Source organism: Acinetobacter sp. Ag2 (assembly GCF_001005515.1).
Taxonomy (GTDB): domain Bacteria; phylum Pseudomonadota; class Gammaproteobacteria; order Pseudomonadales; family Moraxellaceae; genus Acinetobacter; species Acinetobacter bereziniae.
In genome coordinates, this window is the sequence record NZ_LBNA01000054.1 from 130282 (window position 1) to 157260 (window position 26979).

Consider the following 26979-nt stretch of genomic DNA (forward strand, 5'->3'; position numbering starts at 1 on the left):
GGAAGAACGCATCAGGCAACCGTTGAATTTATAATTTGTGTTGCCATATTTAATGTCCCAATTAAAAAAATAACAGTTAAGGAAAACTATGTCAGACCAACAACTTTCTAAACATCGTCATATTTCATTTACCGCACATTATACAGGCTATATTTGGTATCAAATGGGGATTTCCCATCCTTTGCTTGCAACAGCGAAAGGCAAAAGACTGGCTATGATTGCACATCCCATCGAAAGTTGGGGCGAAAAATTTGTTGGTGGCAGTATGCGCACCACGTTAAAACAACGTCACACCATCTTGGATAATCGTTTACATCAATTGATTGAACAATTCCCTGATTTACAAGTACTTGAAATTGCTGCTGGATTATCTCCACGTGGATGGTGGTTTAGACAACAATACGCTCAAATCGATTATCGTGAATTAGATTTGCCAGAGATGGCAACAACCAAACAAGCAGCATTAAAACAGATAGATCCCGCCAGCCCAGCGGTTTTATCAGTCGACTTATTTACCCAGGACTTTCAAAATGCTTTCAAAGTTTTTGATCCTCAGAAACCCCTCGTTGTGATCAGTGAAGGTTTAATCAATTACTTTAACAAAGACCTTTTAAAACAATTGATCCAATCCATAGCAAATTATGGGCAAGGCTTTAAAGCTTTACACTATCTCACCGACCTATATCCTGAACCTGTCAAAAACAAATTGGCTGCCGTTATCTGGAACAGCAGCAAACTACTGAAATTGATGTCTAGAAGTGCCTTTACTTTTCATTTTATCTCTCCAGAACAAGTCAGACATTTTATCTCTGAAGCAGGTTTTAAAAAGGTTGAAGTGATTCAACCTCGCCTTTATTTCAATCCAGATCATCAACAAAATCCTGAAGAACATCATGGCGACTTAGTGTGGGTGATTGATGCACAATTATAAAAAGTGTGAAATAAAATAAAAAAAACCAGTTCACATTCAACTGGTTTTTTATTGCCTCATTAAGCTAAAGCGGTATCTTCAACCCTATAGGTTTGGGCTTGAGTTTGGCGAGTGATAAAGCGTAACAAACGATCTGCATTTTCAAAACTACCATGTTTAAATAGTGCACGAACACCATCTTCACAAGTTTCAAAAATTAGACACTCAATTGCAAATTCGCCCTCATCATCACTCAGATTCAATGCCAAATCTCGAGTATGTTCATTCACAAAACTCAAATCAGGCAGATGATCAAGATCCATTAAAAGTCCAAAATAATTTAAATCAACAATGTGAACGGGAATCACTTTATTAGAATGACGATGCGTTAATTGACGTTGTGGATCAAGCACATGAATCCGAGCCTCACCACGACGTTCAATATTGTGCATTTGCTCGCGTGTTAAATTGATAATTCCATCCAATCCCTGAATAGATTTCCCTTGCAAATAGGTCGTAAATAAATTCATGGTTTCTTTACGGCGTTGTAATTGTGGCACATGATCCGCATTGGCAATCATGGCAAATTGCATATCTGGGCATTGCAAAGCAAAATGAGCATTTTCATGGGGCAGTGTAAAACTGTCATACTGACCGCATGCCACCAGTGTATTTACACGTGGAACAGGAACGTGGCTCAAACGTAATAAACGATTGCAGTTGATTTCATAACGTTCTTGTTCTGTATTTGAAAACTCAGCCATTTGCTTAAAGAACAATCTTTTCGCGGTAGGCGACATTCGAGTTTTATCGAGTTTGGCATGATTGACCAAATAAAGAATAACGGCTTGACCAAATTCATCCATCCGTTGCTCTTTCATCAACATTAAAGACTCTTCCAATAACATGCGCCAACTCTTACGAGTTTCCTGCATGACGCCCATTAAGATCATCTTTTCAACAAGTTCTGGACGTTGGTCAACAAAAAAGGAAGCGATCACCGATCCTAGGGAAATACCAACAACAGCAACTTTTTGGATATTCACGATATCTAGCCACTGACCCAACATACGTGAAAGATCAGGCAGTTCCAAAGTACCCGCAGATAGACCAGAATCGATATTGGTAATTTGCTGATTCGCGCCCATAGAGGGTAGATCAATGAGAATGACTGGACCACTTTCAAAGAATTGCTCAACACAATATTTATAGGAGTTAAAATTTTGAAATGCCCCTCCTACAATCACAATCGGGGTATTGTGAATAGTTCGTGCATCAGCAATCGCCATATACTCAACTTTCCAACCATCGATCCAAGTTGTCCTGGGTTCCTGTTTGAAACTATTTTTATGGTATATGTCGAAAAAACCAAAGCTTGATAAAGATTGGTGTGATTCTGTGTCCATTTGGATAATGGAATTCATATCCTTCCTCCATCCTTGCTTTATTCTTTTAATATGCAAGATTTCGACCCGCATTATTCTTTCAAATTTGTGATACGTATATGTTCTGTATCACATCAATGTCCTTATTGTTTCATTCTTACAGATGTGTGATTTATACGCAATCGCTAAATTGACCGTCTGTCCAGTTTAAATGGCAAAAACATTGCAAGATATTTAGTGGCTATGCGCGGGGTAAATAAGTTTATTTCAATGAAATACTTCCTTGCCTTTGCTTAGACTGCTACTATCAAAGGGAAATTTTTAAACGATCAAATAAACTGCTATGCAAGATTCAATTGAACAGTATATGCAAACTGTAGGAATTCAAGCCCGTCAAGCCGCTGGTGCTTTGGCAGGTGCGACTACACTTGTAAAAAATAATGCCTTATCTGCTATTTATACTGCTTTGGAAAATAGTGAACCGCAAATCTTAGCTGCTAACCAAATTGACATGACCAAAGGTCGTGACAACAATTTAGATAGCGCTTTACTTGATCGTTTAGAACTTAACCCCACACGCTTCAAAGGCATGTTACAAGGCTTAAAAGATGTAATAGGTCTTGTAGATCCAATTGGTGAAATTACTGATTTGGCTTTTCGTCCAACAGGAATTCAAATCGGTAAAATGCGCGTGCCTTTAGGTGTCGTTGGTATGATCTATGAATCACGTCCAAATGTAACCCTTGAAGCAGCGTCATTAGCACTTAAATCAGGCAATGCCATCATTCTACGCGGCGGTTCTGAAGCACTGAATTCAAATCAGGCAATTGCTCAAGCCATTCAACACGGCTTAAAAGCAGCAGGATTACCTGAAACGTGTGTACAGGTCATCAATACATCTGATCGTGCAGCAGTTGGTCAGTTGATCACGATGTCTGAATATGTCGATGTCATCGTACCACGTGGTGGGAAAGGTCTGATTGAACGTATTAGCAATGAAGCAACAATCCCTGTGATTAAACACTTGGATGGTAATTGTCACGTGTTTGTTGAAGCTCAGGCAGACCTTCACAAAGCACTGCCAATCGCATTAAATGCGAAAACACATCGTTATGGTGTATGCAATGCCATGGAAACTTTATTGGTCGATGAAAACATCGCGGAAGAATTTTTACCTCGTATTGCCGAGCTCTATGCGGAAAAACAGGTTGAATTACGTGGTTGTATCAAAGTTCAAAAGATCTTAGGCAATATCGTAAAACCGGCAAGTGAAGAAGATTGGTATGAAGAATATCTTGGTCCAATTTTGGCAGTAAAAATTGTGACAGGGATTGAAGAAGCCATTCAACATATCAATAAATATGGTTCGCATCATACCGATGCGATCATCACTGAAAACTTCAGTTTGGCACGCCAATTCTTAACACGAGTAGACTCTAGTTCAGTGATGGTCAATGCTTCTACGCGTTTTGCAGATGGTTTTGAATATGGTTTAGGCGCTGAAATCGGTATTTCAACCGATAAAATCCATGCTCGCGGTCCAGTTGGACTCGAAGGCTTAACTTCACAAAAATGGATTGTATTGGGTGACGGTCAAATTCGTCATTAATCGAATTTTTGAAACTTTAAACACTCAGCGTTGTGTCCTACAGCGCTGAGTTTTTTTACAAGTTTTGTCTAAAGATTAGGGACAACTTCTTGTGCAGTAACATCTCTATAGCCAAACCGTCTGATTATTCGTACAAGTGATATGATTTCAATCATTTATTCCCCAGTAAAACTTATATCTTTATATACCAATTTTTATAAGCTTTAGGTGATTCGTTTATTTTGCTCATTGAATCATAGATGGTCTTGCTATCGTGAGGTATCGTCATCACAAACCTGTTTAATCTGAGTTCGATAAACGTTTTATAAATGATCAAGCTGAATCTTTAAAAAAACATCCCTAAGCTTTGTTTCGCAAGAAAGCCTACCATCAATAATAATGACAAAACCCACAGATCCGCTTTATGCTCAGACAGATTAATTGCTAGACAAGGATATAAGTTTGTTTACAAGAAACTGCACAATGCAGATAGATTAAAATAAAGATGAATGATAGTTTTTAATAATCAACTGATAAATATTAAATATTAATCAATATCAGGTCGATAGTCCGAAAGTCTAATCACCTAAAGTCTATCTAGGACAAAAAAACTACACATGGTACAACATCACTACTGATCTAATTGGCCCTATAAATAAAGCGTAATCAGATCAATCAGGATGACTTTTTCAAATTACAATTTCGGGTATTAAAACGTGTCTACATCAGTATTAGTAATTAACTGCGGATCTTCATCAATCAAATATGCGCTTGTTTCTGAACGTCGTGAAGATCGGATCTTTGGTTTAGCAGAAAACCTTGGCTCTGCTGATGCACGTATTAAAGGGATCACTGCGGGCAATCAGCCACTTGAACTCTCCATTCCACATGCAGACCATGAAAAAGCTCTTGAAACCATCTTGAGTCGTTTATCACAATATCAACCGAAGGCAATTGGTCATCGTGTTGTTCACGGTGGTACATTGACCAAAGCAGAATTGCTTACACCTGAAATTGTAGAAAAAATTCGTGAAGCAACACCTTTAGCTCCACTACATAACCCTGCTCACCTAGTCGGTATTGATGCCACAATGCGTCTATTCCCAGAACTACCGCAGGTGGCTGTATTTGATACTGCATTCCATCAAACCATGCCTGCACATGCTTATCGTTATGCATTGCCAAAATTTCTTTATACCCAACACAATGTTCGTCGTTATGGTTTTCACGGTACTAGCCATGCCTATGTTTCTGAACGTGGTTCTGAACTTGCTGGTAGCTATAAACATGGTGGTTGGTTAACTGCACATTTGGGTAATGGTAGCTCGACATGCGCAATTTGGAATGGTCAAAGTGTAGATACTTCAATGGGACTTACGCCACTTGAAGGTGTGGTGATGGGGACACGTAGTGGTGATGTAGATCCAAGTATTCATAGCTTCCTCGCGTCTAATCTAGGCTGGGATATTTATAAAATTGATAAAATGCTGAATAGCCAATCAGGTTTGCTCGGCTTATCTGATCTTTCTAACGATATGCGTACTTTGATTGAAGCTTCGGAACAAGGCAACGAAGATGCCACTTTAGCCATAGAAGTATTCTGTTATCGTTTAGCAAAATCACTCGCGGCATTAAGTTGTGGCTTACCGCGTATCGATGGTTTATTCTTCACAGGTGGTATTGGCGAGAATTCAGCATATATTCGTGAAAAAACCGTGTCATACCTACCACACTTCGGTTTTAACTTAAGCAAAGAACAAAATGATGGTCTAAAACGTGGTACTGAAGGTCGTATCGATGCAGGAACAGGTCCGCAAATTTGGGTTGTTCCTACGGATGAAGAAGGTCGTATTGCCAAAGAAACGGTACATGTGGTTGAGCATGAGGTACAACAGGCTGCAAAAAAGCCTGAATCAGATGTTACGACAGCTTAAACTGTCGTTAACAATAATCTGTGCCAAGATGATCCGTTGTAAGATCATGAAATTCTTAAAAGCATGATCTACAACAAAGTAAAAAATTATACATTTCAGAGTTCCTGTAATCTTTGAATAAAAGGCATACAATCATGTCGCTAATTACAGAAACTCTAAGTATTTGACTCAAATGTATCGATGAATAAAGATTTTGCGTCAAATAGTGTATTCTGCTTTGTGATCTTCTCTGTATATACAAATTTCAATCTTTTAATTTATTAAAGAATAGTCTATGAAAACAATTCTGTTGGTTCCAACTGGGGAAGGTGTCGGATTAACTTCTGCATGCCTAGGCTTAGTTTATGCTTTGGAATGCCAAGGTGTTAAAGCAGGCTTCGTCAAGCCATTTTCACAAGAATTACAAGCAGAACCAGATCGCACAACAGCTCTGTATCGCCATATTTCAAAATTAGACACTGTTGAACCGATTACTTATGCAAAAATTACTCAACAGTTAAATGATGGCGAAACTGATGAGCTTTTAGAAGAAGCAGTGAGTTTACAACGTCAAGTGGCTAAATCACATGACATTATTATTGTCGAAGGTTTAGTCCCGACAGCGCGTGATGCTTTTGCCAGTGATCTGAATGCTTCTTTGGCACAAGCACTAGATGCAAAAGTTATCTTTGTCAGCAATGCCGACATCAATCGACCTGAATACACTGCAGAAAAAGTCGAAGCACAATTACGTAACTTTGGAGGTGCTTCATCTACGCGTAATGCAGGTGTATTGTTTATGCGTACACGTGGCTTACCAGAGGAATCTGCTCAAATTCCAGTGACCATTGACCCAAGTCTACGTTTAATCTCTGATACCGAAAAATTCAAAACTGAAATTCAAAAAACACATGCTCACATTGGCTCAGCAGCTTTTCCAATCATTGGATTGGTGCCTTTCAGTGATACCTTGAGTGTACCCCGCATCTCTGATCTCGCAAAACAGATTCAGGCAACATGGATTAATCAAGGTAAAGCCAGCACACGCCGTGTTTTGCACAGCAGTTTGATTGCTTCAAACATTGAGCATGAATTACAAAAGTTTGTTGCTGGTGAATTAATTATCAGTGCATCTGATCGTATTGATGTCCTGTTGGCAAGTAGCTTAGCCACCAGCAATGGTATTCCACTTGCAGGTTTAGTTCTTACTGAACATCATGAACCTAATCCATTGGTTTTAGAGTTCTGCCAATCTGCAATTAAAAATGGCTTACCGATTTTACACACACCACTCAGTACCTTTGAAACTGCGCAACAATTGGCAAATCTAGGGAATGAAATTCCTGTAGATGATACAGAGCGAGCAGATCAAGTTACTCGTTTCGTTTCTAGTCATATCGATCAAGACTGGTTACTTCAAATCCTCAATGGTGATTATAAACCTCGCCTCTCTCCTTCTGCATTCCGTCATGAATTGGTGCAAAAATCAATTGCAGCAAAAAAACGTATTGTACTTCCAGAGGGTGATGAACCACGTACCATTCAGGCAGCAGCCATTTGCCAATCTCGTGGAATTGCACAATGTGTATTGTTAGCAAAACCTGAAGCTGTTTTTGATGTGGCCAAAGCCCGCAACATCGAATTACCCGCTGATTTAGAAATTATTGACCCTGACCTTATTCGTGAAAACTATGTCGCGCAAATGGTTGAACTGCGTAAAGGTAAACTCAATGAATTGCAGGCACGTGAACAACTTCAAGACACTGTAGTGTTAGGGACGATGATGTTGGCATTAGATCAAGTGGATGGCTTGGTATCAGGTGCAGTACATACTACAGCCAATACTGTTCGCCCCGCTTTCCAACTGATTAAAACAGCCCCTGAATACTCTTTAGTATCCTCAATCTTCTTTATGCTCTTGCCTGATGAAGTGTATGTGTACGGAGATTGTGCGATTAATCCAGATCCAGATGCTGAACAACTGGCAGAGATTGCGATTCAGTCAGCAGATTCAGCAAAAGCTTTTGGTATTGACCCACGTATTGCGATGATTTCCTATTCGACTGGGACTTCAGGCGCTGGTGCAGAAGTGGAGAAAGTGGCTAAAGCAACCGAAATTGCCAAACAACGTCGCCCAGATTTGTTGATTGATGGACCATTACAATATGATGCTGCGTCTGTGGAAAGTGTGGGGCGTTCTAAAGCACCAGACTCTCAGGTTGCAGGTCGTGCCAATGTCTTTATTTTCCCTGATCTCAATACAGGAAATACCACCTATAAAGCAGTTCAGCGCTCAGCCAATGTGGTGAGTGTTGGTCCTATGTTGCAAGGTTTGAACAAACCTGTGAATGACTTGTCCCGTGGTGCATTGGTTGATGATATTGTATTTACCATAGCATTGACGGCGATTCAATCAGAACAACAAGCAATGCAATAAGCTTTTTATACAGATAAAAAACCCACTCAAATTATTTGCGTGGGTTTTTATTTTGTTGTTTCTATAACTCACCCAGCTCTGTGCCCAATACCATAATTCAAATCAATATAAGGCACATAGCAAGTTATTTCACAGGACTTAGAAATAATAATTCACACGGAACAGATAGTTTCTTGGTGTCCCTGGCATAGAATCTGAACGCCAATATTCTTTATCAGTGAGATTATTCACAGCAAATGTTGCACCCCATTTATCATCTTTATAACCTACTGCTGCATCGACACGAGTCCAGTCTGGCATTTTTATTAAATTTTTATCAGTAGTATAATAAGAGCCTACATAAGTCGCACCCACTTCACCATACCATTTCTCTGTTGGTAAATAACGTACAAATAGGTTGCCCGTATTTTCAGAAATTTTTTTGAGCTTTTTACCTTTTAAAATATCTTCATCTTTTACACCAGTACGACTATCACTTTTCCATTTAGCATCGGTATAACCATAGCCGCCTCGTACATAAAGATTATCCAAGACTTGACCAATAAAACTAAACTCTACACCTTGCGATTGTTGCTTCTGCCCTACTTCCCAATCATTTGGTCTGTTCACAGAGTCAGGCTGGTAACGTATGTTATTTTTAGTAATATCGAATACAGAAAGCTGGGTATTTAAACGACCATCCAACCAATCACTTTTTACCCCAATCTCATATTGCTCATTATATTGCGGTTCAGCATCGTATGTACTTGGACTTACCGTTGTACTCACCAATAACAATCCTCGACCACCATAAGGAGAGAAACTTTTACTATAAGAGGTATAAAAACTTTGACTCTCAACTGGTTGCCAAACAAAACCAATATTTGGGCTTAAACTATCATCCCGATATGAACGTTTACGCTGATTACGAACATCATTGGTCGCAAAATCATAACTATCGTAACGAACACCTAACATCATTTTATATTTTTCATTAAATGAAATTAGGTCTTGTAAGAAGAAGCTTAAAGAGCTTGCATCAGTTTTACTGTGAGAGGTTTCTGCTGGACGAGAACCATTGAGCTTAGACCAACCATCAGATAAATAACTATCAGACGTATCAAATGGATTGACATAACGATAATAGAGTCCAGCACTGCTACCACTTGAATAATTCCCTAAAATTGGTTCTCGTTTTTCATTTGACCAATCACTACCAAACATAATTTTATGATCTAAAAAACCTGTTTTGAATTGACCTGTAATGTCAAAGGTATTCATCAATGTTTTATTGGTGGTTTGCTGCCAAGCATAGTTTTGACGGATTTTTCCTTGCCAGTCGCATTTTTTTCCATCATTTTGTAACCCTGCTGCTGAACACCATGTACCGCTAAAGAAGTTATCAAAATCTTGAAAAGATTCACGATGACTCAATGCCCAATGAAATTTCCAATTTGGTGCAAATTCATATTTCAGATCAGTTCTAAATGACTTGGTTTCATCAACAATATTATCATTTGTACCTGCAAAGCCCGTTTTAATTGAAACCCCTGATGGCAACTCATTATAGACTGGACCACGATCAGGCGTTCTGTTTAAACTGTCATAAGTATATTCAGTCGTCCAAAGTAATTTTTCGTCATCACTACGATAGGTCAAACTTGGAGATAACATTTCCTGATTAAAACCTATTCCCGAGCGGAAGCTATTGGTATCTGACTTTTCACCGACTAAACGCACAGCCCAGTTGTCATTAAGTACCTTATTGAAATCAATGACTCCACCAACGTTATCATAAGACCCAACATAAGCACCAATTGAACTTTTTGAGTCAAAATTGGCAACTTTGGTCACCATATTAATCACGCCACCGCCTGAACTTCGTCCATAGAGCACAGAAGCTGGTCCTTTGAGTATTTCAATACGTTCAACATTGGCGGTACTGCGTCGGTATTGTCCGCTTTCACGAATCCCATCACGATAGATATCATTCTCATCGGCATTGAATCCACGAATAGTGATTCCATCATTTCTCGTGTCATAACTGGTCGAAACACCAGGAGTTCCCTGTAACATCACGCTTAAATCATTTGCGCCATACAACTTATATTTAGACACATCAATCGTATCTACAGTTTGAGGAATATCTTTCTTATCCAAACCATTTCGCGTCACACTGGCCTGTTTATAGTCCACATAGGTTTTAATGGGGTCACCATCTGCCATTGCTTCAATCACAATGGTGGGAAGTGTTGCTGTATTGGTTTTTTGTTCTTGTTTAACTGTATCAGAATCAGAAAATGCCTGAGTGGAAACAAACAGGCATCCCGTTGATAGCATCATGAGTGTTAAGCTTTTTTTGACAAAACGCATTGCATCCCCAAAAAATCGTAATGATAATAATTATCATTATAATACAATTCTTCATAATTTTTTACATAAATATATCAATCTCTGCACATAAATGACCATTTCCTCTTTATTTGAACATATTTTTCTTGAAATAAACTAATAACAATCTTAAGCTCGAACTAAATAATTATAAAAAATATCTATAAAATTCAAAAAAATAATTAAAATATTTTTACACTATAAATGTGATATTTATCACATTTATAATTATTTAACTATTTTATTTAATTGATTAAATGAACACCAATTATTTCCTTTGCACCAACCAAACTGTATGTCCCGTACAATTAGGGTCTTCTAGGACCTTATTAATTACTTTAAAGCCGTAGTTATGGAATAATTGGATATATTCTTCTGGCGATAAACTGGCATGATATAGAGGTTCTCCAAACAGATCTCCAATTTGCTCTCCAAATACAGGTCCACTGGTAAACATTAAAACCGTCCCCTGTGTCGCAAAACGATCAAATCGTTGAAACATTGCCCTTTGCCACTCAGGTGATAAATGGAAAAAACTATCCCAAGCTAAAATCCCCTGAAACTTTTCAATCAGTTCAACTGTGCGCATATCTGCTTGAATCCAAGTACAGTTTGGAAACAAATCTTCAGGAAAATTCTCTCGCGCCATATCCAGCATTTCTTCTGAACTGTCTACACCCGTCACATTATGGCTTTGCTCAATCAAATAAGCCGCTATGGGTTGTCCTGAACCGCAACCTAAGTCCAGTATATTTGAGTGTTGTGGGAGTAATTTTAAAAACCGATCTAACCATACTTTCTCATATAAACAAGACCCTCTTAATGCAGTCCATGCATAGGCTTTATTGTTATAAATTTCAATAATATTATCTGCAAGATGAGTATGCTTTCCCATAACGCTTCTGTGCCCATTGCAAGCTTTTATTCTATCATCAGTATAAAGTTTTTAGCCCAAATAAAATAATAAAACTTTAGCCTAAAAATCCATCAAAGCCACCACAAAACAAGCAATATCACGTATAATTCAGCCCGCTAGCTAACAGCCCGCTCAAGAGATTTTTGATATGACAACTATTATCAAACAAGATGACTTGATCACATCGGTCAAGGACGCGCTTCAGTTTATTTCGTACTATCATCCACAAGACTTTATCCAAGCGATGAGCCGTGCTTATGATCGTGAAGAGAACCAAGCTGCAAAGGATGCAATTGCACAAATCTTAATTAACTCACGTATGTGTGCAGAAGGTCATCGTCCAATCTGTCAAGATACTGGTATTGTTAACGTATTTGTTGACGTGGGCTTAGATGTTAAATTTGATTTAACCATGAGCTTAGATGATGCGATCAATGAAGGTGTACGCCAAGGTTATTTAGAAAACACCAACGTACTTCGTGCTTCAGTTTTAGCAGATCCAGCTTTTGGTCGCAAAAATACCAAAGACAATACACCTGCTGTAATTCACTACAAACTCGTTCCAGGCAATAAAGTCGATATTACTGTCGCAGCGAAAGGTGGTGGTTCAGAGAATAAATCTAAACTGGCAATGTTAAATCCTTCTGACTCGATCGTAGACTGGGTGCTTAAAACTGTACCAACGATGGGTGCAGGTTGGTGCCCTCCTGGTATGCTCGGTATCGGTATTGGTGGTACTGCTGAAAAAGCCATGATGCTTGCAAAAGAATCACTCATGGAAGAAATCAATATGGACGAATTACTTCGCCGCGGTCCACAGAACCAGATCGAAGAACTTCGTATTGAAATCTTTGAAAAAGTGAATGCTTTAGGTATTGGTGCTCAAGGTCTTGGTGGTTTGACGACTGTTCTTGATATTAAGATTAAAGACTATCCTTGTCATGCTGCTGGTAAGCCAGTCGGTATGATTCCAAACTGCGCTGCAACTCGTCATGCTCATTTCCAATTAGACGGTTCGGGTATTGCACATATTCAAGCACCTTTACTTTCAGATTATCCAGAAGTGACTTGGGATACTTCAACATCTAAACGTGTTGATTTAGACAATATCACACAAGAAGAAATGAACTCGTGGCAACCGGGCGATACATTATTATTAAATGGTACCATCTATACAGGTCGTGATGCTGCGCATAAACGTATGGTGGATATGCTCAATAAAGGCGAACAGTTACCTGTAGATCTAAAAGGTAAATTCATTTACTACGTAGGACCTGTAGATCCTGTAGGTGATGAAGTTGTAGGTCCTGCAGGTCCAACAACAGCAACACGTATGGATAAGTTTACACGTCAAGTCCTTGAAGCAACTGGCTTGTTCGGTATGATCGGTAAAGCGGATCGTGGTCCTGCTGCTGTTGAAGCGATCAAAGACAATAAAGCAACTTATTTAATGGCTGTTGGTGGTGCTGCTTATTTAGTATCTAAAGCCATTCGTGAAGCTGAAGTTGTCGCATTTGCTGACCTAGGTATGGAAGCAATTTACAAATTCAAAGTACAAGATATGCCTGTATCCGTCGCTGTTGATGTAAATGGTACTTCTGTTCATGCAACTGCACCAAAAATTTGGCAAGCAAAAATTGGCAAAATTCCAGTTGTTGATGCTGCAAATTAATCTGCATAAAAGCTGAAATTAAGCTTGAGCATCACTTGAAAAGCACTCTATGATTAGGGTGCTTTTTATTTTGAGTCAGGTCATGAACTTTATAAAATATATTATTTTTTCTGTATTATTGTTATTCTCGATCTCTATACAAAGCTTTGCCTCAAATACAGAAAGTGAATCCCTTGATCGACTCACACAGGGTATCATTGGCAATCAAATATGGCGTCTTCAAGCGAATGAAGACGCAAAGCGTATTTATCAAAATCAAGCAGAAAATTTAATTAAAAATGGGATAAGTACGATACAACTCACGGATAACGAAAAACAAATCATCCCAGAAATTGTCGCGGTTTATCAATCAATGACGAAAGATATTCTTCGAGATCCACAATTTATCAGTCAAACCAAGCAAATTATTTTAGAATCGTTAAGCCCTCAAGAAATTGAAGCACTTTATCAGCATGACACAACGCCAAGCCAAGCACTGTACACAAAACTTGCAAATGTTGACACGAAAATATTCATAGAAAGCAATGCTGCGATTCATAAAGCAATTAATGATCCTCAATTTATTCAGCAATATCGCAATAAAATTGGAGAAATTATTCAACAACTACATCGGTTAGAGGATAATAAATAAAGGAAAACTCATGAAAATTAAACAGTTCGCTTTAACTTTAAGTTTATGCTGTATGACAGTGTCAAGCTTTGCATCTCCAGCAACAGATAAAAGCGTAGACAAATTAATGCAACTTTCCAATATCACCGAGATATTCAAACAAAGTACTCGAGATATGCAGCCCTATTTTGATGAGCAAGCTGAAGATCTTGTTCGGCAAGTGACTGGCGCTCAGACACTCAACATTGATCAACAAAATGCGGCACTGCAAATTAGTGCTCTCTATACCGATGTTCAACAAAAAATGATTACAGATCCTGAATATCTTGCTCTATTCAAATCACTTTTTAAAAAAACCTTTACTGAAGAAGAAATCCAAGCCAATATTGCGTTCCTCAGCACACCTTTAGGGCAATCGATCAATCAGAAAATGAATCTATTGATGACTGAAGTCATGCAAGAAACCACTAAATTCTCACAGAAGCAAATGCTTAAAGCAGAAAATCAAAAAGTGATTAAAGATAAAATGGAAGCCATTTTAAAACCTATACTGCAAACCCAATAAAGCTTTATATTGTTTTCGAATGTGGGTAACACCTTTGTCGTATAAATAACAACGTGATCCTATAGGTATATTATGAAATTATTACAACATTTAGTGCTGCTTGGCTCATGTCTAACTGCCAATTTTGCTTTTGCAGCACAAGCATCTGATCAACAAGTACAACAATTGTTAAAAGTGATGAACATTGATCAACTTTTACAAGAAACGATGCAACAGATCCGTCCTCAATTAGATCAGCAGGCTTATCAAATCATTAAAATGTCCGTAAACAAGGAACAATTAAGTCCACAAGAACAAATTGTTGCCAATGAATTGGCAGATAAAATGTATGCTCAAAGTCAGAAAACAGTGTCTTGGGAACAAATTAAACCACTTTATCTCAAAATTTATAAAGACGTTTTCAATGCGGAAGAAGTACAAGCACAAATCGACTTTTATTCGAGTGCTGTGGGGCAATCTATACTTAAAAAGTCTCCACAAATTGCTCAAGAAACGATGAAGATGATGAATACTCAACTTAGCAATATCCTTCAAAATACCGAACAAGATTTTAAAGAGATAAATAAGAAACTTGCTGAATTAAAAAAAGCAACGAATACCCCTTAAACATTAAAAAAGAGAGCTTCGCTCTCTTTTTTAATCTGAATACTTAAAAGCTTACCAAGTCGTTGGATTCCAAAGCTTAAAGCGTTGCCCCAAGTGCACATCATCACTCACCTTATATGGGGCACCTTTAATTTTCTCTTGCGGTTTAATCACACGCCCATCCGCCGTCACCTCTGCCACAAAGTTCAACCCAGGTGTTTTAAGTTGCGTCATGGCAATTTCTTTTAAGCCCTGTCGGGTTGGCATTTGCATCAATGGTCCAACACGTAATAGCCCTGCCTCACCGTTTGGTCCACCACGGAATTTTTCTTCCTCATATTTGACAAAATATTGCCCACCCGCCTCTACTGAGAAATAGGCAACTTTAGGCTTTTGAAAATGAAAAACTGTTAAAGGGCGACTTAGACTTAATTTATAATCACCTTCAGCAAGTTCAATCCAATAGTAGTGATTGCTGATTAAACTCGGAATCCGCTTACCATTTAAAAAGAAATTGGTGGGAATGATTTCTTGTCTGTTCCAGCGACTATCTGGACGATAAAAATAAATCACAGCAGCTTGAGGATTCTGTGGCTTCACCAAATGAAAGTATTGACCGGGTTTTTGATTGACCCAAGAACCTACAGAAAAAGATTTCACTTTATATTGATCAAGCTTTTCATGAACCAATGATTGTTCTTTTTTAAAATCAATAGGATCTAAAGTCGAAACAACTTTGGTTGATTGCTGTTCTACAGATTGATGACTCTGACAAGCTGCTAATCCACAACTCATCAAAACAACGAGACCGATGTAACGCATGATTTTCCCTCACCGCGTATTTTTTATTTTCATTCTTAAGAAACAATATTCTGCACAGTGAGCTTAACATTACAATGACAATTTAAAAATAAAAAAACGTGTAAATAGTCAAGCTACTTACACGTTTCAGATAAGATGCAAAAGTAATATTGAGTAAAATCTAACATTTAAGCCGATTTACTGTCTAAAACCTTTAGATCTACTTTTTCAACCTCATTGCTTTCTTGCTTAGGTTGCCGTTCAGGTTTGAACTCAGGCACAGCTTTATCATTGATCACTGCTTCATTGATAATGACTGTACCAATATCAGAGCGACTTGGTAAATCATACATCGTCTCAAGTAGAACGTTTTCCAAAATAGAACGCAAACCACGCGCACCTGTATTACGCTCTAAAGCCTTTTTCGCAATCGCACGTAATGCCGAGTCTTCAAAGAGAAGATCAACATTTTCCATTTCAAATAAATATTGATATTGGCGTGTTAAAGCATTTTTAGGCTCAGTCAGAATCTGCATTAATGCTTCTTCATCAAGCTCTTCTAAAGTTGCGATCACAGGTAAACGACCAATAAACTCTGGAATTAAACCAAATTTCACTAAGTCAGCTGCTTCAACTTGACGGAATAATTCAGAAACTTTTTTAGTGTCATCCTTATTCTTCACATCCGCAGTAAAGCCAATTCCACCTTTCTCTTGACGTTGTTGTACCACTTTTTCAAGACCAGAGAATGCACCACCACAAATGAACAAGATATTTGCAGTATCAACTTGAATAAACTCTTGCTGTGGATGTTTACGTCCACCTTGAGGCGGAATGGATGCAACTGTACCCTCAATCATTTTTAACAATGCTTGTTGTACACCTTCACCAGAGACATCACGCGTAATTGATGGGTTTTCAGATTTACGGGTAATCTTGTCAATTTCGTCAATGTAGATAATACCCTTTTGTGCCTTCTCTACATCGTAATCTGCTTTTTGCAACAGCTTTTGAATAATGTTTTCAACATCTTCACCAACATAACCAGCTTCAGTCAATGTTGTCGCGTCCGCCATTGCAAAAGGTACATCAAGTAAACGAGCTAAAGTTTGCGCAAGCAAGGTTTTACCTGAACCTGTTGGTCCGATCAGCAAAATATTACTTTTTGCAATTTCAACTGCATCTTTAGGTTTATGTCCAGTTTGAGAAACTTTCAAACGTTTGTAATGGTTATATACAGCCACTGAAAGCGTTTTCTTCGCAGTATCTTGACCAATCACATATTGATCCAATGCCGCACGAATTTCATGAGGCTTAGGCAATGGGCGTGATGCCCAATCGCCAGTTTCCACTTGCTGACTCGTTTGCACTAAGTCTAGACACACATCCACACATTCATTACAAATATATGCGTCCTCGCCTGCAATCAGCTTACCGACTTCAGACTGCGTTTTACCGCAAAATGAACAATGCTTTTGTCCTTGAGGAAGATCGGACATTTTCACTCCAAATTCTTAAATCATATCTATAAATGCTTAGTTTTGAGGTCGTTTACTTAATACCTGATCCACTAAACCATATTCTTTTGCTTGCTGCGCGGTCATGAAATTATCCCGATCTGTATCTTTGGCAACAGTTTCGTAATCCTGACCACTATGTTCAGCCATTAAACGGTTTAAACGTTCTTTGATAAATAGAATCTCACGTGCGTGGATTTCAATATCCGATGCCTGACCACGGAAACCACCTAGTGGTTGGTGAATCATCACACGAGCATTTTCCAAGCAATAACGTTTACCCTGCGCACCTGCATTCAATAAGAACGCACCCATTGATGCAGCCTGCCCCATACAATATGTCACCACATCAGGTTTAATAAATTGCATGGTATCGTAAATTGCCATACCTGCAGTGACAGAACCGCCTGGTGAATTGATATATAAATGGATATCTTTATCTGGGTTTTCAGCTTCTAAAAACAACATTTGTGCAACAATAAGATTTGCCATGTTGTCTTCAACTTCACCCGTTAAAAAAATCACACGTTCACGTAAAAGACGCGAAAAAATATCGAAAGAACGCTCACCACGTGAAGATTGTTCTACGACTACTGGCACTAAAGCGCTTTCAATTGATGGAACATACATACGTTATTTATTCCTGAATTTTTGTTACGTCACTCATGTTCACAATATGAGGGATAATTGCTGAAAATGCAAAATATTCCCAACTAAATATCCGATATTTTTTGCATAAGTATTGTGAACAGATTAACTAAGCCAATGTTTAAACTCATAAAAAAGGCGCCAAAGCGCCTTTTTCAACATCAAACAACTTAGCCTTGTTGGCGTGCTTGTTGCTCTTTTAACAAATCTTGATAGCTTACAGCTTCATCTGTCACTTTAGCGCTAGCCAAGATGTGGTCAACCACTTGATCTTCTAACACAACGCCTTCAATTTGAGCACGTTGTTGCTTGTCAGTTTTGAAATATTCAATCACTTCAGCTGGATCTTCATAAGAAGAAGCCATATCTTCGATATAAGCATCAACACGTGCTTGATCTACTTCAAGTTTAGCATCAGCCAATACTTTACTCACAAGTACGCCAAGCTTCACTGATTTCTCAGCTTGCTCTTTGAACAACTCATCTGGAAGCATACTGCTGTCAAATGCTTTTGCACCTTGAGCACCAAACTGTTGAGTAAATTGTTGAATCATTTGTTGACGTTGACGGTCAATTTCTTGAGCCAACATAGACTCAGGAACTTCAACTTCGTTTGCAGCAACAAGTGCATCAAAAGTTGCACCTTTCACTTGGTTACGCAAACCATTTTTCACTTCACGTTCCATGTTCTTGCGAACGTCAGCTTTTAATTTTTCAACGCCTTCTTCTTCAGTTAAACCAAAGATTTTAAGGAATTCAGCATCAATTTCAGGAAGTTTTTGCTTTTCAACAAGTTTAACTGTGATTTTGAATTGCGCAGCTTTACCAGCCAAGTTTTCAGCTTGATAATCTTCTGGGAAAGTAACATCAATTACTTTCTCTTCGCCTTTCTTCATACCAACGATACCGTCTTCGAAGCCAGGGATCATACGACCAGAACCTAAAACAAGTTTAAAGTCTTCAGCAGCACCGCCTTCAAACTTTTCACCGTCTACAGTACCTTCAAAGTCGAAAGTCACTTGCATGTCTTTCTTCGCCATGCCTTTAGTTTCAGTCCACTCAGCACGTTGCTTTTGAAGGTTTTCAAGCATTACGTCAACATCTTTGTCTGTAACTTCAGACGATTTACGAGATACTTCTAGACCATCAAATTTAACTTCAACTTCAGGATAAACCTCAACAGTTGCTTGATAAACTAAAGCATCATCTTTGTTTTCAACTTTGTCGATGTTTGGCATACCAACAGCATTGATTTTTTCTTGTTGAATTGCTTCAAATACGGTGTCACGAATAATATCGTTGACAACTTCTTGATAAATACCCGCGCCATATTCACGACGTACAACATTTACAGGCACTTTACCTTGACGGAAGCCGTTAATCTTCACAGTTTTAGCAGTGCGTTTCAAGCGAGCTTCAAACTGCTCGTTAATACGGCTCGTCGGTACAGATACATTTAAACGACGGGCAACGCCCGAAACCGCTTCAGAAGTTACTTGCATGGCTTCCTCGATAGAATTTAATAATTACAGTTTTTCAAAAAGTGCCACATTATATGACAACATTTGAATATATACAAAACACCTGTGTAAATCATTTTATTTCAATGATTGTTTTAGTCTTTTACGCTCACTTTTTAAACAAAAAATTAAATCAATTCATTTCTCAGGATTAAATACATTTTGATGAATTTACCTAAATCTAAAATTTTATTTACACACGCTTCACTTTTTTTACATTTCGAAATATTTAGCGAGTATAAAAAAATTATTTTTTTCAATCCATTAACTCAAAAATAACAGCTAAATTTATTTATTTTTACTTCAAGTTTCTCTAATTCAATCGGCAAATACAATCACAAACTAATGCATAAAAAAATAAGAATTATTATTATTCGCATACAAATTTACACTACTCTTTGTGAGTTAAAGTATGTCATTTATCAAATCACGCAAAAAGATTGTTAGCACAGCAATCGCTTCATCACTTTCAGTTATTGCAACGTCAGCTATCGCTCAGGACGAAATCGCAAAACTACCAACAATTAAAGCACAAGCGACTGCAGAACAAAGTTTAAAAGTAGATCAGTCGGCTAATACAAAATTTGTTGCCCCACTTCTTGATACACCTAAGTCGGTATCAGTTATTTCAAAAAAACTTATTGAAGATACGCAAGTCACAACACTTGCCGATGCGCTTCGCACAGTTCCTGGGATTACTCTTGGTGCTGGTGAAGGCGGTAATCCAAATGGTGATCGTCCATTTATCCGTGGATATAACTCTGAAAGTTCAATGTATGTAGATGGGGTTCGTAATTCCACCTCACAAAACCGTGAAATGTTTGCTGTAGAGCAAGTTGAAGTAATCAAAGGTTCTGCATCATCATTGGGTGGTGCTGGCTCAGTCGGCGGTAGTGTCAATATGATTTCTAAAGTTGCTAAAAAAGGTGACTTTCTAGAAGGTTCTGTCGCTGGTGGTACAGACAATTATCAACGTATTACCCTAGATGGAAATAAAGATTTTGGTAATGGTATTGCTGCACGTGTTGCGGTAATGGGACATCACAACGAAAAAGCTGGGCAAGATAATGGCGCAGAATACAAACGTGCAGGGATCGCGCCTAGTATTACTTTCGGTTTAGATACTGCGACTCGTGCAACGTTAAGTTATTATTATTTAAAATCTGATGATACGCCTGATTCAGGTGTGCCGTATAATTATGATGCTTCTAAGAAAGCGACTGTTGGCAAGCCTGTCGATGTTAAGCAAGGCATTTATTATGGTTTGTTAGATCGCGATTTCCAAAAACAAGAAAACCAAATTGGTACCATTAAATTAGAACATGATTTAAACGATAACTTAACAATTACCAATACTGCCGTATATAACAAATCAACCAATGATTATCTTTGGACTCAACCCGATGATTCAAAAGGTAATGTATTAAATGACAAAGTCTGGCGTCGTATCAACTCACGTATTACTGATACGGATATTTTCACAGATCAACTTGCATTGACTGGTAAATTTAATACTGGTGCAATTAAACATAAGTTTAATGTTGGTGCAGAATATAGTGATCAAAAATCAGACAAAGGTAGCTATACAACCACTTATCCAGGTTATACAGGTACTACAACTGGTGGTTTCAACAGCGATTGTAAAATCAATGATGCATGGTGTACCTCTTTAACAAATCCTAATTCGAAAGAAGAATGGTTAGGTTCAGCAGTTGCTAATCGTAATACCACTACCACTACAACTAAAGTTACATCAGTTTATTTACTTGACAATATTGAATTTAATCCACAATGGCTACTTGACCTAGGTGTTCGTTGGGACAAATTTGACACTGAACAAGTGACGAATGCAACAGGCGCTAAACTAGAAAATAATAAAGACTTTTTTACTTACCAAGCTGGTTTGACATATAAACCTATGAAAAATGGTTCAATTTATGCAAGCTATGCAACATCAGCTAACCCAGTGGGGGTTGATGGTGGTGATGGTTCAGAAGCAATCGGTCAAGCTTACATGGATTTAAAACCAGAAGAAGCGCGTACATATGAGCTTGGTACAAAATGGGATTTCCTCGATGAACGCTTAAACTTGACTGCAGCAGTATTCCGTACTGAAAAACAAAATACCCGTATTCAATTAGATGCTGGCACCTATACCAATGGTGGTGAAAGTAAAGTTGATGGTATTGAGCTTACTGCAACAGGTAAAATCACGGACAAATGGGATATTACTGCGGGATATTCTTATCTAGACAGCGAAATGACAAACCCAGGACCATCGTGTACTCGTGCAGGTGTTTGTACCTTCCCTAACCCAGCCAAAGGCAAACAACTACCAAATGTACCTAAAAACAGCGCAACACTTTGGACAACATACCAAGTGCTTCCACAGTTAACTGTTGGTGCAGGTGCTTTAGCGATGGATAAAGTTTACGGCGATGCTGCCAATACTAAATTTGTTCCAGGCTATGTTCGCTACGATGCAATGGCACGTTATAACGTTAACAAAAATGTTGATCTACAATTAAATCTAAACAACCTTTCAGATAAACGTTATTTCACCAAAGCCTATGCATCACACTATGCAACAGAGGCTGAAGGTCGTAATGCAGTATTGTCGATCAACTTTAAATATTAATAGTTAATACTTTAAAAATTAAATTGAAATGGCTCCTTTTCATAGGGGGCCATTTTTTTCGTATAATTTAGCTTGTTATTCCTTCAATTAAAGATAAACCTCACTGTTATTAATTCTTACTAAAAAATTATCCTATAATTTCCAATAGTTATTTTTTACCAATCATTAAAAATACACTATATTTCAGCAATATGATCAAATTCAATCAATCATATCTTCTATAGCTTTCTTTAATTATATTGAATGAATTAAACAGTTTTTCCGTATGAATAATTATTTACACACATTGTTAATGAAAATAATTATCATTAGAATTCGCAATATTGATTACACACCTTAACAATTTCTCCATTATTGCGACATAAAAGTCTTTGCGCAGTAGTGGATAAGTTCAATATGATCTGCGATGGATGCAAAAATGGCTCGAAAGTATTCTGTAAAAAACAAAAAAGTGAAAACAGTTGCATTGGCAATTGCTTTACCCAATTTAGCGTTTGCTGCTGCTGAGGAAACTCCTACCCAACTTCCAACAATTCAGGCACGTGCAGAACAAAATGCATCCTATTTAGCACCTAAAACTTCCTCGACCAAACGGACAGAAACGGTTTTAGATACAGCTAAGACAGTACAAGTGATCACTGAAAAAGCACTTAAAGATCAAGGTTTACTTTCATTGCAGCAGGCATTAGCAACGACCCCAGGTATAAGTTTCGGTGCGGGTGAAGGTGGTGGTGGTTATGGAGATAAAATCAATCTGCGCGGATACGACGCAACCTACAACACCACGGTTGATGGTTTACGAGACGCAGCCTTAACCAACCGTTCAGATTTATTCAACTATGAAGCTGTTGAAGTCATCAAAGGCGCAAACTCTGTTGAAAACGGCGTAGGTCAAATTAGTGGTGGTGTCAATTTAGTTTCAAAAACGCCTAAAAACCGTGATAGCAATGAAATCACATTGGGATTCGGTTCAGACAATTATAAACGCTTTACTGGTGATTTTAATAAAGTTGTAGATGAAGATTTAGCATTCCGCCTAAACGTTATGGGGCATCAAAACACTTATGCTGGTCGTGATGAAGAAATGAAGCGCTGGGGAATTGCCCCTTCGGTTACATTTGGCATAAGTGATACGACCAAAGCAACATTATCTTACCTTTATCAAAAAGATGAAAATGATCCACAATACGGTGTGCCTTACTATAATGGCAAACCGGTCAAAGGGATTTCAGATAAAAACAGCTATGGTTATCGCAATCTAGATCAACAAGATATTGAAAATCAAGTTGTCACATTCAAAGTAGAAAGCGAAATCAGCCCTAACGCAAAACTCAACTCAATCACCCGTTATAGTGATATTGAACAAAAAGCGACTGTATCTGCACCACAGGGTACCTTCTGCTTAGCAGATGGTACATCACCAACAGCGATTACAAATACAAATCAAACAGGTTATAAGAATTGTAGTGTGACTTCTGGTTCAACGACCATTACAGTACCAAATGGTTCTTATTATATTTCTGGTCCCCGTGGCTATTATCGAGATACCCACAATAAACAATTTGCCAATGACACCAATATCAATATGCAATTTAAAACAGGAATCATTGATCATGCTGTTGTCGCTGGTGTAGGTTTTAGTCGTGAAGACTATTCAATTACAACAGCTGGGTATTTATATAATTCAAATGGTTCATCTGCTGGTAGTTCCATTACAACGCCGCTTTACATGAATGTATATAATCCAGATAACTTTTGGCATGGTCCAACAAACTTCCGTAAAACAGGTGTAGCTGAAGGCTATTTAAATGTTTATTCCGCGTATGTATTTGACACTTTAAAGTTCGGTGAACAATGGTTACTCAACCTTGGTGTACGTAATGACTATACTGACGGTCAATATCGTTCAGACACTGTTTCTACAACTACAGCAGCCGTAACTCGTGGTCAAAACTACAAACAGTCTGATAATTTAATTTCCTATAATGCTGGCTTAACGTTTAAGCCAACGCCTGCAACCAGTCTGTATTTGTCTTATGCCAATGCTCAAAAGCCTGTACAAAACACTGCAAGTGGTGGATGTTCTCAAACCATTACCAATAATGCAATCACAGCAAACTCTTGTAGTACTGATCCTGAAAATGCTGTTGCCTATGAAGTTGGTGCGAAGTGGCAAGCAAATCCTAACTTCTTAATTTCTGCCGCAGTATTCCGCAATGAACAGGATAAAGTCCGTGTAACCAATGATATACCGGGACAGCCTGATGCAAAATTAGATGGTAAAAACTATGTGCAGGGTGTTGAGTTTGGTTTAGCCGGTGAAATAACACCTAAATGGAACATCACAGCAAGTGCAGCCTATATGGAGGGTAAATATGATCAAACCAAAGTCAATGGTTCACCCAATATTGATTTTCAAAAAGGCGATAAGTTAGTCAATGTTCCGAAAGTTTCAGGTAGCTTATGGACCACTTATCAACTTAATGATCAATGGCAAGCTGGATACGGTTTAACCTATCAAGGTGAAATGTATTTAAGCACACGTTCAGCGACAAATAATCTTGTACAACAGATCAAATCTGATGATTATTTGATTCACAATGCCTCTGTGACATATAGCTACAACAAAGATTTAAGTTTCCAATTATTGGGACAAAACTTAAGTGATGAAAAGTACTATACCCATATTCGTAACAATGGTTGGGCGATGCCAGGTGAAGGTCGTAAAGGTGTATTTAACATTAACTATAAATTCTAAGATGTAGACAAACTATGTTAAAATTCAGCGTCTGATTGATCAGGCGCTGTTTCTTTTTGGGGAAGAAAATCATGATTTTACACATTCCAAATTTACTGAATATGGATGAGCTGAATCATTGTCGCCAAACACTTTCTCAAGCTGAGTGGATAGATGGTAAAGTAACCACAGGTTATCAATCCGCACATTTAAAAAATAATTTACAACTTTCACAAGATTCCCAAGAAGCCTTAGAGTTAGGTCAAATCATTCAACATGCTGCTAATTCAAATCCACTTTTTTTTAGTGCTGCTCTTCCAAAAACATTTTTACCACCACTATTTAATTGTTACCAACATGGTGGCAACTTTGGCATGCATGTTGACAATGCTATCCGTCGACACCCTCAACTTAATCAATACTTAAGAACAGATATTTCATGTACTGTTTTTCTGACAAATCTTGATGAATATGAAGGTGGAGAACTGATAATCGAGGATACTTTTGGAACACAAGAGGTAAAACTTCCTGCAGGCGATGCAATTGTCTACCCTGCCACGAGTTTACATCGCGTCAACCCTGTCACTAAGGGTGCTCGTATTGCTTCTTTCTTTTGGGCACAAAGCTTTGTTTCCTCAGATGCTCAACGGCGAATTTTGTTCGATCTTGATCAGAATATTCAGAAATTAACCATAAAACTTTCTGCTACACATGAGCAAGTAATTAGTTTAACTGGGATTTATCACAATTTATTACGTGAATGGAGTGATTTATAAGTTTTAGCCAACAAGTCATTATTGTGATGAAAATGTTTTGCATAAATTTGGACAGTCAATAAATGATTAAAAACATCCTCCCCCCTCTCACACAAATTCCCCCCCATTTACAGACTATTGCTGATTATGAAAAGCAGGCTGAACAGCATTTAGCTGAAAATACTTGGCACTACCTTCAAGGTGGGGCGATGGATGAACAAAGTGTCAGAGACAACTTAGAACAATTTAAAAAAATTCAACTCATCCCCAGATTACTGAATGACCTCACCCAAGGTTCAACGCAATGTGAAATTTTAGGCGAAGTATTCCCTCATCCAATCTTTCTTGCACCCATCGGACATCAGCAATTGTTTCATCCAGACGGTGAGGCAGCAACAGCCCTAGCTGCTGAGGTTCTCGGAAGTAATATGCTACTCAGCACATTTACCAACACCGATATGCGCTTGATCAAGAAAGAAAATCCATTTAAATGGTTTCAACTGTATTGGCAAGGTGATCGTGAAAAATCGTTGGCTTTGGTGCGTTTAGCAGAACAACAAAACTTTAAAGCGATTGTGATCACCGTGGACTCACCACATACAGGTATTCGTGATCGTGAACGTCGTGTGAATTTTCAATTGCCCGAAGGAATGCAACACCCACACACACCTACACATATTCCTCTGCCAGAAATCTCAGCAGATCAACATCCAGTTTTTCAGGGCTTAATGCAAATTGCACCGACATGGGCAGATATTGAATTTATGATTGCTCAAACTTCTTTACCTGTGATTTTAAAAGGGGTTCTACATCCGCTTGATGCACAAAAAGCTGTCGTAAGTGGTGTACAAGGACTGATCGTCTCCAATCATGGTGGACGTGTACTCAATAGTGCCATTTCACCACTCAAAGCACTGGAACAAATTCGTAAGGTCGTACCGAATGACTTCCCCCTACTTTTGGATGGGGGTATTCGTCGTGGTACCGATGTTTTTAAAGCGTTGGCTTTAGGTGCAAATGCGGTGCTGATCGGACGACCTGCAATCTATGGATTGTCTGTTGCAGGTGCTTTAGGGGTTGCACATGTGCTTAAAATTTTAAAGGAAGAATTTGAAATTACCATGGCATTAATGGGAACAGCTCGCATAAATGAAATCAATCAAGAATATATTTTTCAAGATTAAGCCATTCAAAGGAAATTTTTCTCTCAACTGATATTTTTTATGCAAATTAAGGAAATTATTTCCAAGACAACTGTTTTAGAATTAATCTCAAGTTAAACCATTTGCAAGTATTCAGTGTTTAAATTTATATCGTGATATCCACGTATAATTTTTTGAAATTTACATTATTTTCACCATAAAAATACTTGTAAATTGAACAGATAGACACAATCTATATCGGTAGTAAGT

Annotated in this window: 19 protein-coding genes; 12 read left to right on the forward strand and 7 right to left on the reverse strand. The window is 38.1% G+C overall.

The features are described 5' to 3' along the window. Positions 1-88 precede the first annotated feature (88 nt). Positions 89-931: a class I SAM-dependent methyltransferase gene (locus AAV97_RS14925; protein ID WP_046760948.1), complete on the forward strand. Its 843-nt coding sequence runs from the start codon at positions 89-91 to the stop codon at positions 929-931. A gap of 59 nt (positions 932-990) precedes the next feature. Here the strand turns inward: AAV97_RS14925 and AAV97_RS14930 are convergent, their stop codons facing one another. Beyond that, complete coding sequence (locus AAV97_RS14930) at positions 991-2334, reverse strand: alpha/beta fold hydrolase (protein ID WP_004830150.1); 1344 nt, start codon at positions 2332-2334, stop codon at positions 991-993. A gap of 304 nt (positions 2335-2638) precedes the next feature. On the opposite strand from AAV97_RS14930, the gene AAV97_RS14935 reads away from it, so the two are divergent. The 3 genes from AAV97_RS14935 to pta all read left to right on the forward strand — a co-directional run bounded on the left by AAV97_RS14935 (position 2639) and on the right by pta (position 8233). Continuing rightward, entirely contained in the window at positions 2639-3904 is a 1266-nt protein-coding gene (locus AAV97_RS14935) for a glutamate-5-semialdehyde dehydrogenase (RefSeq protein WP_005033719.1), read from the forward strand. 695 nt (positions 3905-4599) lie between these two features. After that, entirely contained in the window at positions 4600-5817 is a 1218-nt protein-coding gene (locus AAV97_RS14940; RefSeq protein ID WP_046760949.1) for an acetate/propionate family kinase, read from the forward strand. Positions 5818-6091: 274 nt separating this feature from the next. Continuing rightward, positions 6092-8233: a phosphate acetyltransferase gene (gene pta, locus AAV97_RS14945; protein WP_046760950.1), complete on the forward strand. Its 2142-nt coding sequence runs from the start codon at positions 6092-6094 to the stop codon at positions 8231-8233. A 138-nt stretch (positions 8234-8371) separates the two neighbouring features. Here the strand turns inward: pta and AAV97_RS14950 are convergent, their stop codons facing one another. Together AAV97_RS14950 and AAV97_RS14955 are read right to left on the reverse strand one after the other, a co-directional pair. Then, entirely contained in the window at positions 8372-10585 is a 2214-nt protein-coding gene (locus tag AAV97_RS14950; protein WP_046760951.1) for a TonB-dependent receptor, read from the reverse strand. Positions 10586-10871: 286 nt separating this feature from the next. Beyond that, positions 10872-11498, reverse strand: coding sequence for a class I SAM-dependent methyltransferase (locus tag AAV97_RS14955; protein ID WP_046760952.1), 627 nt, complete (start codon positions 11496-11498; stop codon positions 10872-10874). A gap of 169 nt (positions 11499-11667) precedes the next feature. Here AAV97_RS14955 and AAV97_RS14960 point away from each other — a divergent pair, with 169 nt between their 5' ends. The 4 genes from AAV97_RS14960 (at position 11668) to AAV97_RS14975 (ending at position 14972) form a co-directional block, all read left to right on the forward strand. Further along, entirely contained in the window at positions 11668-13191 is a 1524-nt protein-coding gene (locus AAV97_RS14960) for a fumarate hydratase (RefSeq protein WP_005033728.1), read from the forward strand. Between the two features lie 82 nt (positions 13192-13273). Next, positions 13274-13822, forward strand: coding sequence for a hypothetical protein (locus AAV97_RS14965; protein ID WP_042087461.1), 549 nt, complete (start codon positions 13274-13276; stop codon positions 13820-13822). Positions 13823-13832: 10 nt separating this feature from the next. Further along, a complete protein-coding gene (locus tag AAV97_RS14970; RefSeq protein WP_046760953.1) occupies positions 13833-14366 on the forward strand; it encodes a DUF2059 domain-containing protein in 534 nt (177 codons plus the stop codon). Between the two features lie 72 nt (positions 14367-14438). Then, the gene (locus AAV97_RS14975) at positions 14439-14972 is read left to right on the forward strand and encodes a DUF2059 domain-containing protein (protein WP_046760954.1); all 534 of its coding nucleotides are present in this window, start codon (positions 14439-14441) and stop codon (positions 14970-14972) included. A 51-nt stretch (positions 14973-15023) separates the two neighbouring features. On the opposite strand, the gene AAV97_RS14980 is transcribed toward AAV97_RS14975, so the two are convergent. From AAV97_RS14980 to tig, 4 genes are all read right to left on the reverse strand, one after another. Further along, a complete protein-coding gene (locus AAV97_RS14980; protein ID WP_046760955.1) occupies positions 15024-15773 on the reverse strand; it encodes a DUF2846 domain-containing protein in 750 nt (249 codons plus the stop codon). Positions 15774-15940: 167 nt separating this feature from the next. Continuing rightward, positions 15941-17251 (reverse strand): ATP-dependent Clp protease ATP-binding subunit ClpX, encoded by a 1311-nt coding sequence (gene clpX / locus AAV97_RS14985; RefSeq protein ID WP_009586396.1) that lies wholly within the window; start codon positions 17249-17251, stop codon positions 15941-15943. Positions 17252-17287: 36 nt separating this feature from the next. Next, positions 17288-17899, reverse strand: a complete 612-nt coding sequence (clpP, locus tag AAV97_RS14990) for an ATP-dependent Clp endopeptidase proteolytic subunit ClpP (RefSeq protein ID WP_005033741.1) — start codon at positions 17897-17899, stop codon at positions 17288-17290. 188 nt (positions 17900-18087) lie between these two features. Then, positions 18088-19419 (reverse strand): trigger factor, encoded by a 1332-nt coding sequence (gene tig, locus AAV97_RS14995; protein ID WP_004830173.1) that lies wholly within the window; start codon positions 19417-19419, stop codon positions 18088-18090. A 430-nt stretch (positions 19420-19849) separates the two neighbouring features. Here tig and AAV97_RS15000 point away from each other — a divergent pair, with 430 nt between their 5' ends. From AAV97_RS15000 to AAV97_RS15015, 4 genes are all read left to right on the forward strand, one after another. Continuing rightward, positions 19850-22075: a TonB-dependent receptor gene (locus AAV97_RS15000; protein WP_009586379.1), complete on the forward strand. Its 2226-nt coding sequence runs from the start codon at positions 19850-19852 to the stop codon at positions 22073-22075. Positions 22076-22493: 418 nt separating this feature from the next. Beyond that, positions 22494-24833, forward strand: a complete 2340-nt coding sequence (locus AAV97_RS15005; RefSeq protein WP_171249384.1) for a TonB-dependent receptor — start codon at positions 22494-22496, stop codon at positions 24831-24833. A 71-nt stretch (positions 24834-24904) separates the two neighbouring features. Then, positions 24905-25588 (forward strand): Fe2+-dependent dioxygenase, encoded by a 684-nt coding sequence (locus tag AAV97_RS15010; protein WP_046760957.1) that lies wholly within the window; start codon positions 24905-24907, stop codon positions 25586-25588. Between the two features lie 62 nt (positions 25589-25650). Beyond that, complete coding sequence (locus tag AAV97_RS15015; protein WP_046760958.1) at positions 25651-26751, forward strand: alpha-hydroxy acid oxidase; 1101 nt, start codon at positions 25651-25653, stop codon at positions 26749-26751. Positions 26752-26979: the final 228 nt, after the last annotated feature.

What these genes read in the sequence shown, in the direction of transcription:
- AAV97_RS15015 (WP_046760958.1), top strand. Translation starts at nt 25,651, where the DNA reads ATGATTAAAAACATCCTCCCCCCTCTCACACAAATTCCCCCCCATTTA.
- AAV97_RS15010 (WP_046760957.1), top strand. Translation starts at nt 24,905, where the DNA reads ATGATTTTACACATTCCAAATTTACTGAATATGGATGAGCTGAATCAT.
- AAV97_RS15000 (WP_009586379.1), top strand. Translation starts at nt 19,850, where the DNA reads ATGTCATTTATCAAATCACGCAAAAAGATTGTTAGCACAGCAATCGCT.
- clpX (WP_009586396.1), bottom strand. Translation starts at nt 17,251, where the DNA reads ATGTCCGATCTTCCTCAAGGACAAAAGCATTGTTCATTTTGCGGTAAA.
- clpP (WP_005033741.1), bottom strand. Translation starts at nt 17,899, where the DNA reads ATGTATGTTCCATCAATTGAAAGCGCTTTAGTGCCAGTAGTCGTAGAA.
- AAV97_RS14980 (WP_046760955.1), bottom strand. Translation starts at nt 15,773, where the DNA reads ATGCGTTACATCGGTCTCGTTGTTTTGATGAGTTGTGGATTAGCAGCT.
- AAV97_RS14960 (WP_005033728.1), top strand. Translation starts at nt 11,668, where the DNA reads ATGACAACTATTATCAAACAAGATGACTTGATCACATCGGTCAAGGAC.
- tig (WP_004830173.1), bottom strand. Translation starts at nt 19,419, where the DNA reads ATGCAAGTAACTTCTGAAGCGGTTTCGGGCGTTGCCCGTCGTTTAAAT.
- AAV97_RS14935 (WP_005033719.1), top strand. Translation starts at nt 2,639, where the DNA reads ATGCAAGATTCAATTGAACAGTATATGCAAACTGTAGGAATTCAAGCC.
- AAV97_RS14930 (WP_004830150.1), bottom strand. Translation starts at nt 2,334, where the DNA reads ATGAATTCCATTATCCAAATGGACACAGAATCACACCAATCTTTATCA.
- AAV97_RS14975 (WP_046760954.1), top strand. Translation starts at nt 14,439, where the DNA reads ATGAAATTATTACAACATTTAGTGCTGCTTGGCTCATGTCTAACTGCC.
- AAV97_RS14950 (WP_046760951.1), bottom strand. Translation starts at nt 10,585, where the DNA reads ATGCGTTTTGTCAAAAAAAGCTTAACACTCATGATGCTATCAACGGGA.
- AAV97_RS14925 (WP_046760948.1), top strand. Translation starts at nt 89, where the DNA reads ATGTCAGACCAACAACTTTCTAAACATCGTCATATTTCATTTACCGCA.
- AAV97_RS14955 (WP_046760952.1), bottom strand. Translation starts at nt 11,498, where the DNA reads ATGGGAAAGCATACTCATCTTGCAGATAATATTATTGAAATTTATAAC.
- AAV97_RS14965 (WP_042087461.1), top strand. Translation starts at nt 13,274, where the DNA reads ATGAACTTTATAAAATATATTATTTTTTCTGTATTATTGTTATTCTCG.
- pta (WP_046760950.1), top strand. Translation starts at nt 6,092, where the DNA reads ATGAAAACAATTCTGTTGGTTCCAACTGGGGAAGGTGTCGGATTAACT.
- AAV97_RS15005 (WP_171249384.1), top strand. Translation starts at nt 22,494, where the DNA reads ATGGCTCGAAAGTATTCTGTAAAAAACAAAAAAGTGAAAACAGTTGCA.
- AAV97_RS14970 (WP_046760953.1), top strand. Translation starts at nt 13,833, where the DNA reads ATGAAAATTAAACAGTTCGCTTTAACTTTAAGTTTATGCTGTATGACA.